At 37.2% G+C, this 16,072-nt stretch carries 13 protein-coding genes; 12 read left to right on the top strand and 1 reads right to left on the bottom strand.

All coding sequences use genetic code 11. The annotated features are described in order from the left end of the window. The first annotated feature begins 2 nt into the window (after positions 1–2). The 5 genes from C9914_RS06690 to C9914_RS06670 all read left to right on the top strand — a co-directional run bounded on the left by C9914_RS06690 (position 3) and on the right by C9914_RS06670 (position 5,757). Positions 3–1,199 (top strand): DegT/DnrJ/EryC1/StrS family aminotransferase, encoded by a 1,197-nt coding sequence (locus tag C9914_RS06690; RefSeq protein WP_106764267.1) that lies wholly within the window; start codon positions 3–5, stop codon positions 1,197–1,199. A gap of 45 nt (positions 1,200–1,244) precedes the next feature. Further along, positions 1,245–2,810, top strand: coding sequence for a peptide chain release factor 3 (locus tag C9914_RS06685; RefSeq protein WP_106764323.1), 1,566 nt, complete (start codon positions 1,245–1,247; stop codon positions 2,808–2,810). Between the two features lie 38 nt (positions 2,811–2,848). After that, a complete protein-coding gene (locus C9914_RS06680; RefSeq protein ID WP_106764265.1) occupies positions 2,849–3,643 on the top strand; it encodes a class I SAM-dependent methyltransferase in 795 nt (264 codons plus the stop codon). A 303-nt stretch (positions 3,644–3,946) separates the two neighbouring features. Beyond that, a complete protein-coding gene (locus tag C9914_RS06675) occupies positions 3,947–5,284 on the top strand; it encodes a glucose-6-phosphate isomerase (protein ID WP_022264195.1) in 1,338 nt (445 codons plus the stop codon). A 56-nt stretch (positions 5,285–5,340) separates the two neighbouring features. Further along, a complete protein-coding gene (locus C9914_RS06670; protein WP_022264194.1) occupies positions 5,341–5,757 on the top strand; it encodes a hypothetical protein in 417 nt (138 codons plus the stop codon). A gap of 633 nt (positions 5,758–6,390) precedes the next feature. Here the strand turns inward: C9914_RS06670 and C9914_RS06665 are convergent. Beyond that, on the bottom strand, positions 6,391–7,665 hold the full coding sequence (locus C9914_RS06665) for a chloride channel protein (protein WP_408003188.1): 1,275 nt from the start codon (positions 7,663–7,665) through the stop codon (positions 6,391–6,393). Positions 7,666–7,846: 181 nt separating this feature from the next. Between C9914_RS06665 and C9914_RS06660 the strand changes: the two genes are divergently transcribed. From C9914_RS06660 to C9914_RS06630, 7 genes are all read left to right on the top strand, one after another. Next, positions 7,847–9,172 carry a DUF5711 family protein gene (locus C9914_RS06660; protein ID WP_106764263.1) on the top strand — a complete coding sequence of 442 codons (1,326 nt, stop codon included), beginning with the start codon at positions 7,847–7,849 and terminating at the stop codon, positions 9,170–9,172. Between the two features lie 480 nt (positions 9,173–9,652). Continuing rightward, entirely contained in the window at positions 9,653–12,289 is a 2,637-nt protein-coding gene (gene adhE / locus C9914_RS06655; RefSeq protein ID WP_106764261.1) for a bifunctional acetaldehyde-CoA/alcohol dehydrogenase, read from the top strand. 91 nt (positions 12,290–12,380) lie between these two features. Beyond that, the gene (locus tag C9914_RS06650) at positions 12,381–12,773 is read left to right on the top strand and encodes a hypothetical protein (RefSeq protein ID WP_106764260.1); all 393 of its coding nucleotides are present in this window, start codon (positions 12,381–12,383) and stop codon (positions 12,771–12,773) included. A gap of 13 nt (positions 12,774–12,786) precedes the next feature. Next, the gene (locus tag C9914_RS06645) at positions 12,787–13,233 is read left to right on the top strand and encodes a YaiI/YqxD family protein (protein WP_022264190.1); all 447 of its coding nucleotides are present in this window, start codon (positions 12,787–12,789) and stop codon (positions 13,231–13,233) included. Positions 13,234–13,235: 2 nt separating this feature from the next. After that, entirely contained in the window at positions 13,236–14,114 is an 879-nt protein-coding gene (locus C9914_RS06640; RefSeq protein ID WP_106764258.1) for a radical SAM protein, read from the top strand. Between the two features lie 86 nt (positions 14,115–14,200). Beyond that, entirely contained in the window at positions 14,201–15,058 is an 858-nt protein-coding gene (locus C9914_RS06635; RefSeq protein ID WP_106764256.1) for a patatin-like phospholipase family protein, read from the top strand. 11 nt (positions 15,059–15,069) lie between these two features. Further along, entirely contained in the window at positions 15,070–16,059 is a 990-nt protein-coding gene (locus C9914_RS06630; protein WP_106764255.1) for a hypothetical protein, read from the top strand. Positions 16,060–16,072 lie beyond the last annotated feature (13 nt).

Below are 16,072 nucleotides of genomic sequence, written 5' to 3'. Positions count from 1 at the left end.
CAATGAAAATACCATTTTCACCTCCTGATATTGGCGAGGAGGAAATAAGCGAAGTGGCAGACACACTTCGCAGTGGTTGGATAACAACAGGTCCTAAAACCAAAAAATTTGAAAAGGAAATAGCTGAATTTTGTGGTACAACAAAGGCTGTTTGTCTTAATTCTGCGACAGCCTCTCTTGAAATGACTCTCCGTATTCTTGGAATAGGTGAGGGCGATGAGGTTATCGTTCCTGCATATACTTATACAGCGTCTGCAAGCGTTATATGCCATGTGGGTGCAAAGCCTGTTATAGTTGATTGTGCAAAAGGAAAGCTACACCTTGATGCTGAAGCTTTGGCAAAGGCTATTACCGATAAAACAAAGGTGGTTATACCTGTTGATGTCGGTGGAGCTATGTGCGATTATGACAGCATTTTTAAGGTGCTTGAAACTAAGAAATCGTTGTTTAAGCCTAAAAATAAAATCCAAGAGGGCTTTGGAAGAATTATAGTTCTTGCAGATGGTGCTCATTCCTTTGGGGCGGAATATAAAACTCAAAAAAGCGGAGGTGTAGCAGATTTTACCGCTTTTTCTTTTCACGCTGTAAAAAATCTCACTACTGCAGAGGGCGGTGCTGTTACATGGTGTGACAGAGATTTTATTGATAATGATGAGCTTTATAAGCAATATATGCTCCTATCCTTGCATGGTCAGAATAAAGATGCTCTCGCAAAAACAAGAGCCGGCGCTTGGGAATATGACATAGTAGCGCCATACTTCAAGTGCAATATGACGGATATTATGGCATCAATCGGACTTGTACAGCTTAAACGCTATCCCTCAATGCTGAAAAGACGCAAGGAGATAATCGAATATTACAATTCACAGCTTGATAAGCTTGGTATAGATTATCTAAAACACTATACTAAAAATGGTACTTCAAGCGGACATCTTTATATTTCGTGGCTTACAGGACACGACTCAGAATTCAGAAATAATGTTATTTCAAAGATGGCAGAAATGGGAGTGGCTACTAATGTTCATTATAAGCCATTGCCTCTGCTGACAGCTTATAAAAATCTTGGTTTTGATATAAAAGACTATCCGAATGCATTTGAGCTATATCAGAATGAAGTAACCTTACCGCTATATTCCACCTTGACAAATGAACAGATGGAATATGTAATTTCAGCACTAAGTGAGTGCATTAAGGCTTAATAAAATTTATCCTATGGAGGAATCAGTTTGCCAAGTAATAGAGAAATGATTGAAAAGAGAAGAACATTTGCGATAATCTCGCACCCTGACGCAGGTAAAACAACACTTACCGAAAAACTTTTGCTTTATAGTGGAGCTATACAGCTTGCTGGCTCGGTTAAAGGAAAGAAAACCGATAAACACGCTGTTTCTGACTGGATGGAAATTGAAAAGCAGAGAGGTATTTCTGTTACCTCCTCTGTTATGCAGTTTGAATATAATGGCTGTTGTATCAATATTATAGATACTCCGGGACACCAGGACTTCTCGGAGGATACTTATAGAACACTTATGGCTGCGGACTCAGCAGTTATGGTTATTGACGCTTCAAAGGGTGTTGAAAATCAAACTAAAAAGCTCTTTAAGGTTTGTTTGCTTCGTGATATTCCGATTTTTACATTCATAAATAAAATGGATAGAGAAGCAAAAAGTCCCTATGATTTGCTTGAGGATATTGAAGATGTTCTTTGCATTAAAACTTGTCCGATTAACTGGCCTATCGGCTGTGGTAAGGAATTTAAGGGCGTTTATGACCGCAAAAAGAATGAAATCCTTGCTTTCACCGCAAATAACGGTCAGCGTGAAGTAGATACGGACGAGCTTAAAATTGATGACCCAGATTTGGATAAAAAGATTGGTGATGACCTCGCTCACACTCTCAGAGATGATATTGAGCTTCTTGACGGAGCAGGCGATGAGCTTAATCTTGATGATGTTCGTCACGGCAGACTTACACCTGTATTTTTTGGTTCTGCGTTGACGAATTTCGGTGTTGAGCCATTCCTTAACGAGTTTATCAATATGACAACTCCACCGCTACCAAGAAAAACTGTTGACGGAGAGGTTGACCCATTTGATGACCGTTTTTCCGCTTTTGTTTTCAAGATTCAAGCAAATATGAACAAGGCTCATCGTGACAGAATTGCCTTTATGCGTATTTGTTCAGGAAAATATGAGAAAGCCATGGAAGTTTATCATGTTCAAGGCAACAAGAAAATGCGTCTTTCACAGCCTCAACAGCTTATGGCTCAGGACAGAGAGGTTATTGATGAGGCTTACGCAGGAGATATTATCGGTGTATTTGACCCAGGCATTTTCTCGATAGGTGATACAGTATGTTCACCGAATGCGAAATTTAAGTTTGAGGGTATACCGACCTTTGCACCGGAGCATTTTAACAAGGTTCGTCTGAAAGATACTATGAAGCGTAAACAGTTTGTTAAGGGTATTACGCAGATTGCACAAGAGGGTGCTATTCAGATTTTCAGAGAACTTGACAGCGGTATGGAAGAGGTTATAGTTGGAGTTGTCGGCGTACTTCAATTTGATGTTCTTGAATATAGACTTAAAAATGAATATGGCGTTGATATTATTATGGAGGGACTTCCATATGACCGTATTCGTTGGATAGAAAATGAGGACTTAGACCCGAAAACTCTCGACCTTGCATCTGATACAAAGCGTATTGAGGACTTAAAGGGCAATCACCTTCTACTCTTTACAAGTGATTGGAGCATAAGCTGGGCAACTGAGCATAATAAGGAATTGATTCTTGCAGAGTTCGGAAGATGATAAATTTTTAAAATAATGTTTTGAGAGGTGAATAAGCAGTGAATTATGTTGTAGAAAGTTATGAAAATTATCGTGAAGAGGACAGATTGACAACCAATAATGCACGAAAAATTGAATTTATTACAACTATCCGTATTCTTAATGAAATTTTGGGAGAAAATCTGAAAATTTTAGATTGTGCTGCGGGAACAGGAATATATTCATTTTATTTGGCAGATAGAGGATACAATGTAACTGCAACAGATATTACTCCAAGACATATAGAAATTATTAATAATGAACTGAAATCCAAAAGTTATAAAATGGATACAGCTGTTTTAGATGCAACAGATATGAGCATTTTTCCAGATAATTCTTTTGATGTTGTTTTAAATATGGGGCCTTTCTATCATTTGACAGATGAAAATCAAAGAGAAAAGTGTTTTTCTGAATCCCTGCGTGTATTGAAAAAGGGAGGCTTAATTTTTACTGCATATATTCCAAGATATTTTATTTTTCAGTATGTTGCATTATCTGATAAGAAATATATAGATAGTAATTTAGCTGAACAGCTTATTACAACAGGTATTTTAAAACATACTGATGAAAAATGTTTTTGGACTGATACTTATTATTCAACAGATAAAGAAATGGAAAAATTATATTTAGATAATAATGTAAAGATAATAGACCATTTTGCACAAGACGGATTGACCCCTCTTTTTGCAGATAAAATTGATAGTTGGAAAGATGATGAATTTAAAATATGGTGTGATTATCATTACAGTATATGCAGGGAGAAATCAATTCTTGGAGCAAGTAATCATGTTATTATAATAGGAGAGAAAATATAAATATAAGTATTTTCCTAAATTAAAACTCAAATGATAGCTTAGACTGTTGTTTGGGTTTTTTATTTTTGCTTGGTATTTGTATGAATGTTTATTGCGAAAGTATTGATTAAAATTAAAAACAATATCATTGATTTTTGATAAATTTATAAAAAATGTTCAAATAGGCTTGTAATTATAGTTTAAATATTGTAAAATAAATTATAAAGGGATGGGGAATAGTAGGCAACTTTGTTTTTTCGAACATATATTTTGAATAAGCATTTAGCCAAACTTCCTGCTAACTTAAAGGAGGATATTTTAATTATGGCAACAAAATTAAGCGTTAAGCATGTTTCGGATTTTATCGCTGACCGTGAGTATACAGCAATTGCTCCACAGATTAAGGCTGCTCACGAAATGCTCCACAACAAATCAGGTCTTGGCAATGACTTTGTTGGTTGGCTTGACCTTCCTGTTGATTATGATAAGGACGAGTTCGCAAGAATTAAGGCTGCTGCTGAAAGAATCAAGAAAAATACAGAGGTATTTATTGTTATCGGTATTGGTGGCTCTTATCTCGGTGCCCGTGCAGCTATTGAATTCTTGAAGTCCCCGAACTACAATGCATTGAAAAAGGATACTCCTGACATCTATTTCACAGGCAACAGCATTAGCTCAACTGCTCTTTCTGAGCTTCTTCAAATCTGTGAGGGCAAAGATGTTTCTATCAATATGATTTCTAAGTCTGGTACAACTACTGAGCCTGCTATTGCTTTCAGAGTTTTCAGAGAATTTCTTGAGAACAAGTATGGCAAAGAGGGTGCTAAGGAGAGAATTTTCTGCACAACTGATAAGGCTAAGGGCACTCTTAAAATGCTCGCAGACCGTGAAGGCTATGAAACTTTCGTTGTACCTGATGATGTTGGTGGTCGTTATTCAGTTCTCACAGCAGTAGGACTTCTTCCAATCGCTGTTTCTGGTGCTGATATTGATGCTCTTATGGCTGGTGCTGCAAAGGCTCGTGAGGAGCTTTCAGTATGTGACCTCGAAAAGAACGATTGCTATAAGTATGCTGCAATCAGAAATATTCTTTATCGCAAGGGCAAGGCTATTGAGCTTCTCGTAAGCTATGAGCCAGCATTCACTCTTATGAACGAGTGGTGGAAGCAGCTCTTTGGCGAAAGTGAAGGTAAGGACAACAAGGGTCTTTTCCCAGCATCTGTTGTTTTCTCAACAGACCTCCATTCTATGGGACAGTTCATTCAGGACGGTTCTCGTACAATGTTTGAAACAGTTGTTCTTATTGATAAGCCAAAGCAAGATGTTACTCTTGGCACAGACCCAGAGAATGTTGACGGCCTAAACTTCCTTAGTGGCAAGACTATGGATTTCGTTAATAAGAAAGCTTTTGAAGGAACAGTTCTTGCTCATACAGACGGTGGAGTTCCTAATGTAATTCTTACAATCGAAGATTCAAGCGAAGCAGAGCTTGGCTATCTCATTTATTTCTTTGAGAAGGCTTGTGCTATCAGTGGCTATACAATGGGTATTAATCCATTTGACCAGCCTGGTGTTGAGAGCTATAAGAAGAATATGTTCGCACTTCTCGGCAAACCTGGCTATGAGGCTCAGAAAGAGGCTCTTGAGGCAAGACTTAAATAATATTTTAATATGTAATCTTTCCGCATATGCGGTTAAATTTATAAGGAGGCGTTACAATGGTAACTCTAATCATAGGCAAAAAAGGTTCGGGCAAAACTAAGAAACTCATCTCTCTCGCAAATGAAGCTGTTTCAGCATCAAACGGCAATGTTGTTGTCGTAGAAAAGGGTGCAAAGCTTACTTATGATGTTACTCATAAAGCAAGACTTATTGACACAGACCAATATGCTATCACAGGTTATGACTCATTCTTTGGTTTTCTTAGCGGTATCTGTGCAGGTAACTACGATGTAACAGATGTTCTTGTAGATTCTACACTCAAGATTTGTGGTGATGACTTTGATAAGCTCGCAGACTTTATCACAAAGGTTAATGTTCTTGCAGCTAAGTCCGAAACAAAGTTTACATTCTTGATTTCTGCTGATGAAAGTGAGCTTCCAAAGAGCCTTGATGCAATTTCTGTTAAAATCTGATTTAAGGCTAAAATGATATAAAAAGAAACCGTTCGTGCCAATGGCATTGAACGGTTTTTCTTTTTGGCATAATTAAAATAACTGCATTCGCCCCTACGATTAGTTAATGCACTTTTCTTAGACATTTAAAAGTTTTGCTCAAGCTTTTTCAAAAGCTTGCAGGGTCGAGGGACAGAGTCCCTCGTAGGTTTTAAGGGCAAGTGGCGAGCCGCCTCCTCCAAGACGCGGAATCGCTCGACAAGTCTCGCTCGTGATGAGTGTGGGAAGTTTGTTCACACGGAGGACTAAGCTACCGATAAGTTAATGCACTACCTCAAGACACTTAAAAGTTTTGCTCAAGCTTTTTCAAAAGCTTGCGGATTCCAAAGGCAGAGCCTTTGGTGGGTTTTAAGGGCAAAGCCCTTAACATCTCTTGCTCTCTAAGGGCGGACAAAGTTCGCCCTTAGGGACTAATGTTACTAACAAAAGAATAAGCGGCGGATAAAATCCGCCGCTAAGAAAAAACAAATGTTGGGCTTCGCCCAAAGGTATGTCGCTCTTTGCGAAGAGCGACAAGGGCGTTGCCCTTGACCTACGAGCCTTTGAAAAGGCTCGAGCGAAACATTTGAGTTTCTTAGGCACTTTGTTTTGCTGTTATTTAGTATGACGATTGACATATTTTGTTTTGTATTTTGAGTATACTATTGTTTGGTCATGATATAGTCCATAGTAACCAGACATAAAGTAACTTATTGCAACCGCAATCATAAAGAATGGTATACCACCTGCACCGAAAAGTTCAAAGCTGATAAGAATAGAAGTTATTGGACAGTTTGTAACGCCACAGAAAAGTGCAATAAGTCCAACAGCGGCACAGACAGAAGGAGAAAATCCAACGATATTTCCGAAAAGACAGCCGAAGGTCGCACCAATAAAGAATGTAGGAACAATTTCTCCACCACGAAAACCAGCACCGATAGTTATAGCTGTAAAAATCATTTTTAATATAAAAGCATAGGGAACAGCTTCACCTTTGAGAGCTTTTGTTATTACTGGTATTCCTGCACCATTATAATCTCTTGTATTGAATAATAATGTAAGACCAACAACAACTAAACCAGCAAGAAAAATTCTTATATAAGGATTTTTCAAGTATTTTCTTAGTAAATCACTTGTTTTATGGAGCATAATGCAGAATGCAATGCTTATACCAGCACAAAGAATAGAAAGACAGACTGTTTCAAAGGTATTAAGAAATGTTAATGACGGGAATTTTATAAATGTGAAATCCTCGCCACGAACACCAAAATTAGTCGCAAAGTATGATGCAATAAGAGATGAAAATACACAAGGAACAAGTGCTGCATAATACATTATGCCAATGCTGACAACCTCCATAGAAAAAACTGCTGCAGCCATAGGCGTTCCAAAAACCGCTGAAAAAGCTGCACTCATACCGCAAAGAACAACAACTCTTTTATCTGCGTCGTCGAATTTGAACCAGCGTCCAAGTTGATTTCCGATACTTCCACCAAGCTGTAAGGCGGCGCCCTCACGACCTGCCGAACCTCCAAAAAGATGGGTGAGTATTGTGGTTATGAATATAAGTGGAGCCATTTTGAAAGGAATTTCGCTTTGTGCATGAATTGTAGAAAGAACAAGATTAGTGCCTTTGTCGTCCTTGAATTTGAAGGCATTATATAGAAAAACCGTTATAAGACCTGCAAATGGAAGAAAATAGATAATATAATCGTTGTTACTGCGAAAATCTGTAACAACATTCATCATAAAGGCAAATAATGTACTAAATCCTCCAACAGTAAGACCTGTTATAATGGAAACGAGTGTCCATCTCAGAAATTTTTTCATCTTAAAGTTAATTTTTTTCAGATAGGTTTTAATCAGCTTGAAAAAAGTCAAATATAACACTTCCAATTTTATTTATATAATTAAATTATACAGAAGAAATCAGATTAAATCAATGCTAATATGATTTATTTGATAACTTATAGCACTATTATATAGCAGACTTGAATTTCTTAGGGAATGAATGTATAATAGAGAATATATTGGATTTTTTTATCGAATTGTCGAAAGGATTTAGATATAGATGGCGGAAAAAAACAATAGATTCAATGATGAAAGCGAAAAAAAAAGGCAACCTAAACGCTCTGCAAGAGGTGAAAGACATGCTGCCGCTAAAGAAAAAAATGCCGCAGATAGACGAGTTGTAAGCTATGAAGATGTGCCTATTGATAAGTATGATGAGCCTACACCTATTCAACCAGAACTTATAAAAAAGCTTTTAAAGGTATTGCTGATAATTTTTGCGTGTGTGATTTTGCTTCTTGTCATACTTAACTGGGAAAATCTTTCTCCAGATAATGTTTCAAGATTTATTCAGTATGATTTGTTAGGTATATCTCAGGGTGATGGATACCCTTCAAGCATAAATGGAAATGAAGTTACAGACGGAAACTTTGCCCTTATGGATGAAAAAACCCCTATATATGTAAGTGATACAAGCATTGTGCTTTTGAATGATAATGCCGGTCAGCGACAAAATCTTGGAAATGCTTTTGCAAAGCCTATATTAAGGACAAGTCGTGACTATTCTATGATTTTTAATGTTGGCGGAACAGGATTAAGGATTCTTAGTCATAGCGATGAATTATATAATCTTTCGCTTAAAAATAAGATTTTCTGTGCTGATATTTCAGCAAGCGGTGTGTTTGCTGCGGTTACTCAATCTGATGACTATCTCGCAAAGCTTACTGTATATAGCAAGGATAATAAGGAAAAATATGCCTATTCCTTTGCAGATTATTATATAAATAATATTTCAATAAATTCTGATGGAACTCGTGCTATTGTTTCGGGTATTTCCGCACAGAAGGGTTCTCTTGTGAGCTCAGTTTATATACTCGATTTCAGCCAAGATGCTTATATAGCAAAGTATGAACTCAAGGATAATAGCATTTATGATGTAAAATTCTTTGATAACGGAAATGCAGCCGCAATCGGCAAGAATGAAAGCTACTTCTTTGATATAGAGAATAATAAGAAAAATCTTATAAGCTATGATTCTAAAACGATTACAAATTATGAGGTTTCAAATGAAAAGGGGATAGCATTGTCACTTGCAAAGTATCCAGATGGCAGAGATTGTGAAATTGTGACAATTTCTCCAGAGGGCAAGACAACTGCAACTATTTCGACAGATATTAAGGTTGAATCAATTTCTAATGCAGATAAATCCGTAGCAGTTTCATCTGGTGATACAATTTATCTCTATGATAAAGAGAGTGGCAAGCTTACTGCCCAAAAGAAGTGTGAGCAGACGCTAAAAAAGATTGCTATGGCTAATGACAATACTGTTTATGCACTTGGAGCAACAGAGATTATTAAAGCAGAAATGAACAGTACTGTAAAATAGTTGTAAATAAAAACGGGTTTCTTTTACGCAAATAACACAATATGATTACTTTTTAAAGTTGATTTTTGATAAGGCGTATATTGTCAGAAAAGAATTTTTCGACAATATACGCCTTATTTTCTCAGCTTATTAGTATTACAAAAAATAAAAACGGATTATTTTATAAAAATGCTATTTTCTACTTTTTCTACAAATAAATTTTAACAAAAAGGCTTAAAATAGCGGAAAAATGAAATTGCTAATTTTTTGACAAGCTAAAATTATGCAAATATAACAGAAAATAAAATTATGATTGAACTTTATAAGACAAAATTCAGCGGACAAAGCATCTACTTTTTTGCACCTTGTTTAAATTCGATTTTCTTAGCAAAAATTACATAAAAATGCTTATTGACATTTTTTTAACAATGTCTTATAATCATTCTTGTAAGCGAAACAATTACAAAGCAGATTATATTTATAATAATAGGAGGACTTACCATGGCTAAGGAGAAAATCCAAGAGGTTGCAGCAGAAAATACTGCAACTGAAACAATTATTGACAACATCGAAGCTCTTCAGGCTAAGATTGCTGCAATGAGAGAGGCTCAAAGAATTTTTGCTAATTACACTCAGGAGCAGGTTGACAAAATCTTTTTTGCTGCCGCTGATGCTGCTAATAAGCAGCGTATCCCTCTTGCAAAGCTCGCTGTTGCTGAAACAGGCATGGGCGTTGTAGAGGATAAGGTTATTAAGAATCACTACGCATCCGAATATATCTACAACTATTACAAGAACACAAAGACTTGTGGTGTTATCGAAGAGGACACAGCATATGGCATTAAGAAGATTGCAGAGCCAATCGGTCTTATCGGTGCTGTTATCCCAACAACAAACCCAACTTCTACTGCTATCTTTAAGTCACTTATCTGCTTAAAGACAAGAAATGCAATCCTTATCAGCCCACACCCTCGTGCAAAGAATTCTACTATTGCTGCTGCAAAGGTAGTTCTTGATGCTGCTGTTGCTGCTGGTGCTCCAGAAGGCATCATCGGCTGGATTGATGTTCCATCACTCGAGCTTACAAACGAGCTTATGAGAGAGGCTGATACAATCCTCGCAACAGGTGGTCCTGGTATGGTTAAGGCTGCTTATTCTTCAGGTAAGCCTGCTCTCGGCGTTGGTGCTGGTAATACACCTGTTATCATCGACGATACAGCTGATATTAAGCTTGCTGTTAACTCTATTATTCATTCAAAGACATTTGATAATGGTATGATTTGTGCTTCTGAGCAGAGTGTAACTGTTCTTAAGGGCGTTTATGACGCTGTTAAGAAGGAGTTCGCAGACAGAGGCTGCTACTTCCTCAAGGGCGACGAGCTCGACAAGGTTAGAAAGACAATCATCATCAACGGTGCTCTTAACGCAAAGATTGTTGGTCAGAAGGCTTACACAATCGCTAAGCTCGCAGGCGTTGATGTTCCAGAAAATACAAAGATTCTTATCGGTGAGGTTGAGTCCGTAGACATCAGCGAAGAGTTTGCTCACGAGAAGCTTTCTCCAGTTCTTGCTATGTATAAGGCTGAGAACTTTGATGACGCTCTTGCAAAGGCTGCACAGCTTGTTGCTGACGGCGGTTACGGTCATACATCTTCTCTCTACATTCACCCAGCTCAGAAGGAAAAGATTGAGAAGCATTCCCACGCAATGAAGACTTGCCGTATTGTTATCAATACTCCATCTTCACACGGCGGTATCGGTGACCTTTATAACTTCAAGATGGCACCATCTCTTACACTTGGCTGCGGCTCATGGGGCGGTAACTCTGTTTCTGAGAATGTTGGTGTTAAGCATCTTATTAACATCAAAACAGTTGCTGAGAGGAGAGAAAATATGTTGTGGTTCAGAGCACCTCAAAAGGTTTACTTTAAGAAAGGCTGTATGCCAGTTGCCCTTGACGAGCTTGGCACAGTTATGCACAAGAAGAAGGCATTCATCGTTACTGACACCTTCCTTTATAAGAATGGTTATGTAAAGCCAATCGAAGAGAAACTCGACCAAATGGGTATTCAGCACACTTGCTTCTATCATGTTCAGCCAGACCCAACACTCGCTTCTGCAGAGGAAGGCGCAGCAGCTATGAGAATGTTTGAGCCTGATGTCATAATCGCTCTTGGCGGTGGTTCTGCTATGGACGCTGGTAAGATTATGTGGGTTCTTTATGAACATCCAGAAGCAAACTTCCAGGATATGGCTATGAGATTTATGGATATCAGAAAGAGAATCTATACATTCCCAACAATGGGCGAGAAGGCTTATTTCGTAGCTATCCCAACATCTTCAGGAACAGGTTCTGAAGTTACTCCTTTCGCTGTTATCACAGACGAAAAGACAGGTCAAAAGTATCCTCTTGCTGACTATCAGCTCCTTCCAAATATGTCAATCATTGATGCTGACAACATGATGAACCAGCCAAAGGGTCTTACAAGTGCATCTGGTATCGATGCTCTTACTCATGCTCTTGAGGCTTATGCTTCAATCATGGCAACAGATTACACAGATGGTCTTGCTCTTAAAGCAATGAAGAACATCTTCACATATCTCCCATCAGCATATGAGAATGGTGCAAATGACCCACACGCTCGTGAGAAGATGGCAGACGCATCTTGCATGGCTGGTATGGCATTCGCTAACGCATTCCTCGGTGTTTGCCATTCACTCGCACATAAGCTCGGTGCTTATCATCACCTCCCACATGGTATTGCTAATGCTATCCTTATCACATCTGTTATGCGTTTCAACGCTGACCCAGTACCTGCAAAGATGGGTACATTCTCACAGTATCAGTATCCACACGCTCTTGAGAGATATGTTGAGTGTGCTAACTTCTGCGGTATCTTCGGTAAGACAAATGAAGAAACATTCGAGAAGTTCATCGACGCTATCGAAGAACTCAAGGCAAGAGTTGGTATTAAGAAGACAATCGCTGATTACGGCGTAGACGAGAAGTACTTCCTTGATAACCTCGATAAGATGGTTGAGGACGCATTTGATGACCAGTGCACAGGTGCTAACCCAAGATACCCACTTATGAGCGAGATTAAGGAAATGTATCTTAAGGCTTACTACGGTAAGTAATACCGCTTATAAATATTAACTGCTTAAGGAATTCCCACGGACGCTTAGTCGTTTCGTGGGATTTTCTTTAATATCAAAAGGGGGAATTTTGTTGCAATTAGACTTTATCAAGCTTGTAGCAGTTTTAGGCTTGCCTCTTTTGTCAACGATTCTCGGTCTTTTTGTCGGGAATATTATACTTTTTGATAGTTTGTTGATTTCTGCTGCCTGTGGATATTTTTGTTATTCGGCTTTAGCAATTCACCCTGCATATTGCCTTGTAGCATCGGCGGTTTTGTGTCTTGTGTTATTTTTAATACAGCATACGCAGATAGGCTTCTGGGCGATTGCAATATTACTTTCTTATTGTTGGGGCTTTGCCTTTGCTTTATTTGCATATCACATTAGCGGGAATAGTGAGCTATGGTTCTATTCAGTGCTGATTTCAGGTTTTATAATAATGCTTTTGCTACATATAAAGGCAAATAAAAATAGTTTGAAATAAAAGAGATATAATTATGAAGATTTTTATTGATGGTGATGGCTGTCCTGTTATAGATTTGACTATCTCTATGGCTAAAAACTATGGCTTAGAGTGTATTATAATCTGCGATACTGCTCATTCCATAGAGCGAGATGATGCAAAAACGATTACAGTTTCAAAGGGCAGAGATAGTGCAGATTTTTATTTGGTAAATATGCTTTCTAAGGAAGATATATGTGTAACACAGGATTATGGACTTGCAGCAATGTGTTTATCGAAAAAGGCTTTTGCACTTAATCAAAATGGACTTATATACGATGAAACAAATATAGATTCACTTTTGCAATCACGCTATCAGGCGCAAAAGATAAGGCGGGCTGGCGGTAGACTGAAAGGACCAACAAAAAGAACTGCAGAGCAGAACGAGAAATTCAAAATATCACTCGAAAATTTGATTATGAGGATAAAGAGAGGAGAATAGTTGTGAGTGTTATAGAGGCTTGTGCTATTTGTCCAAGAAAATGTTCAGCTTATCGAGATGAAAATGGCGGAAAAGGCTTTTGTCATGCTGGAACACTTCCTAAAATAGCAAGAATAGCTCCACATTTTTGGGAAGAACCTTGTATAAGTGGAGAAAATGGTTCAGGAACAATATTCTTTTCAAGCTGTGTGCTTGGTTGCGTGTTTTGTCAGAACAGCAAAATAAGTAGGGAACCTATTGGTAAAATTTTTACAAAAAAAGATTTTATAAAAGCTTGTGAAGAATTGATAGAACAGGGGGTTAATAATATAAATCTTGTTAGCCCGACACCGTATGCGGAATTTTTGCTTGATGTGTTTAAGGAATATCGTCCATCTGTGCCGATTGTATTTAATACTGGTGGTTATGAAAGTGCTGAAACAATCCATAAATTTGAGGGTATAGTCGATATTTATATGCCAGATTTTAAGTATGCAAGTAATACTCTTGCGAAAAAATATTCCAATGCACCAAATTATTTGGAAAATGCCCTTGCTTCGCTTAAAGAAATGATTCGTCAAAGCGGAGAGGCAAAATTTGATGATAAGGGTATTATGCAGAGTGGAGTTATCGTTCGACACTTGATTCTGCCGAATAATATCGAAAATTCTTTCGATGTGCTTGATATACTCGACCAATTTTCAGACAAGATTTTGCTAAGTCTTATGTCACAGTATATACCGCTTGGAAATGCAGAAAAATATCCAGAGATAAGCAGAAGGCTTACGGAAAAAGAGTATCAGAAAGTACTTGACTATCTTGATACAACAGAGCTTGATGGTTTTTTGCAGGAGCTTTCATCTGCAAGTGAGGAGTATGTTCCAGATTTTAATTTGATATAAAATTGTATAAATACTTTTTATGAAATATATGGATTTTTTTCAAAAATAAGGATATAATAAAATTATTACAATAAGGTGGTGGAATTATGTCAGTTGGTTTGATACTTGAGGGCGGAGGTACTCGTGGAGTTTATACTGCAGGAGTGCTTGATGCCTTGATTGATAATAAAATATTTGTTAATGATGTTTATGGAGTGTCGGCTGGTGCTTGTAATTCACTTAGTTATATTTCTAAGCAGCGTGGCAGAAATTATAAAATATTTGATGAATATATTCGTGACCCGAGGTATCTTAGCATTAATTCATACTTAAAAACGGGTTCATTTTTCGGCCTGGATTTTATATTTAATGAGCTTTCAAGAGAGCTGATACCATTTGATTATTATGAATTTTTTAAGAGCCACACAAGGCTTACAATAGGTACAACGGATTGTATCACAGGTAAACCTCTGTATTTTACTAAGCAAGATTTAGACGAGGATTTTATACCTGTAAAAGCATCATCATCTTTGCCACTTGTATCGCCGATTGTGAATTTCAGAGATTATAAGCTTCTTGATGGCGGTATAGGCGACCCTATTTTGATTGAAAAGGCTATTTCGGACGGCCACGAATATAATATTATCGTTTTGACACAGGATAAATATTACAGAAAACCACCTAAACCAGATTTCCCCGAGCCTATATTGAGAAAGAAATTTAAAGATTATCCTAATTTTGTAGAAACTATGTTGGTAAGACCAGCCGTATATAATAGACAAAAAGAGCTTTGCTATCAAATGCAAGAACAGGGAAAGGCTATTGTTATTCAGCCACCAGAGCCTATGCCTGTTGGCAGATATACAAGAAACAGAGATAAGCTGAAAACGGTCTATGAATGGGGCTTGAATGACGGTAACAATGCCGCAAGAGAAATTATAAGGTTTATGATAATTCATTCTTGATGAGGTGCAAAATGACAGACTACAAAAAGCTATTAAAAGAACTTTTTGAAAAGTATGATGAAGAATTAGCTTTAGCGTTAGATGGAAATATAGAGCAGTATTGCTACAAAGAAATCTATACAAAAGAATATGGCACAAATGATGCAAATTATAAAAATAGATTGAGATTATCATATGCCATTTTATATACTCATAAATATGAGGAACATTTTAGAATTGATGGCTTGATTTTAAAGCTATTTAACGAGGAATTGTTTGATAGAGAAAGCAATAGCTTTCAAGGAATAGGAAGAAGTCTTGAAATTCTTACTGAATTGATGAATAAATATGATGTTCCAGATAGAGAGGTGCTTTTTGAGAGGGCAAAGCAAGCTAACTTCGATTGCTATGGTGGATATAATAGCAAATATGTTTCACCAAAGCTTGAGAGTTATAGCCTTGAAGAAGCTGTTGAGCTTTTAGTAGAACTTGATGAAAAAGAACTTGCCAAAAAATTGCTTGTTGAATATACATATTCAAATGATATATGCGATGAAGCAAAGATGTATTTCTGTATGAGAAATTTTAAGAATATTGGCGATGTTGATAATGAAATTTATTGTGCAAAAATGCTCTTAAATATGGAGGCTATGACTGGTAATAATTATGCAATTTGCAACCGTATGCTCGAGCTTCTTATAATCTATAATAAAAATAAGCAGTATGATGAGGCGTCAAAGGTTTTCGATATGCTTATTCCAAGACTTCACTCTATTGATGAGTGGTATAATACTGGAATAGGCAGAAATGCTCTTGAGCAGTGTATGGATATTATTTTACATACTGAGGATTTAGCAGAAGATTTGTGGGAATGGTCTGAGCCAATTCTCAAACAAATTATAGAAAAAATGCACGGAAGCTTATATAATAAGGCATCTTTTGCAGCTTATAAGATGGGTGATTTTCTTTTTGCAGAAATCCTTTCAAATAAATATGATGAACTTATGTCACCACTTGGTTAATAAGTACTAATTA

Source organism: Pseudoruminococcus massiliensis, from assembly GCF_900291955.1.
In the GTDB taxonomy this organism is placed as follows: domain Bacteria; phylum Bacillota; class Clostridia; order Oscillospirales; family Acutalibacteraceae; genus Pseudoruminococcus; species Pseudoruminococcus massiliensis.
This window is presented reverse-complemented; position numbering and strand designations above follow the sequence as displayed.

Coding starts and splice junctions, on each gene's coding strand:
- C9914_RS06690 (WP_106764267.1), top strand. CDS start 3: ATGAAAATACCATTTTCACCTCCTGATATTGGCGAGGAGGAAATAAGC.
- C9914_RS06685 (WP_106764323.1), top strand. CDS start 1,245: ATGATTGAAAAGAGAAGAACATTTGCGATAATCTCGCACCCTGACGCA.
- C9914_RS06675 (WP_022264195.1), top strand. CDS start 3,947: ATGGCAACAAAATTAAGCGTTAAGCATGTTTCGGATTTTATCGCTGAC.
- C9914_RS06670 (WP_022264194.1), top strand. CDS start 5,341: ATGGTAACTCTAATCATAGGCAAAAAAGGTTCGGGCAAAACTAAGAAA.
- C9914_RS06660 (WP_106764263.1), top strand. CDS start 7,847: ATGGCGGAAAAAAACAATAGATTCAATGATGAAAGCGAAAAAAAAAGG.
- adhE (WP_106764261.1), top strand. CDS start 9,653: ATGGCTAAGGAGAAAATCCAAGAGGTTGCAGCAGAAAATACTGCAACT.
- C9914_RS06645 (WP_022264190.1), top strand. CDS start 12,787: ATGAAGATTTTTATTGATGGTGATGGCTGTCCTGTTATAGATTTGACT.
- C9914_RS06635 (WP_106764256.1), top strand. CDS start 14,201: ATGTCAGTTGGTTTGATACTTGAGGGCGGAGGTACTCGTGGAGTTTAT.
- C9914_RS06630 (WP_106764255.1), top strand. CDS start 15,070: ATGACAGACTACAAAAAGCTATTAAAAGAACTTTTTGAAAAGTATGAT.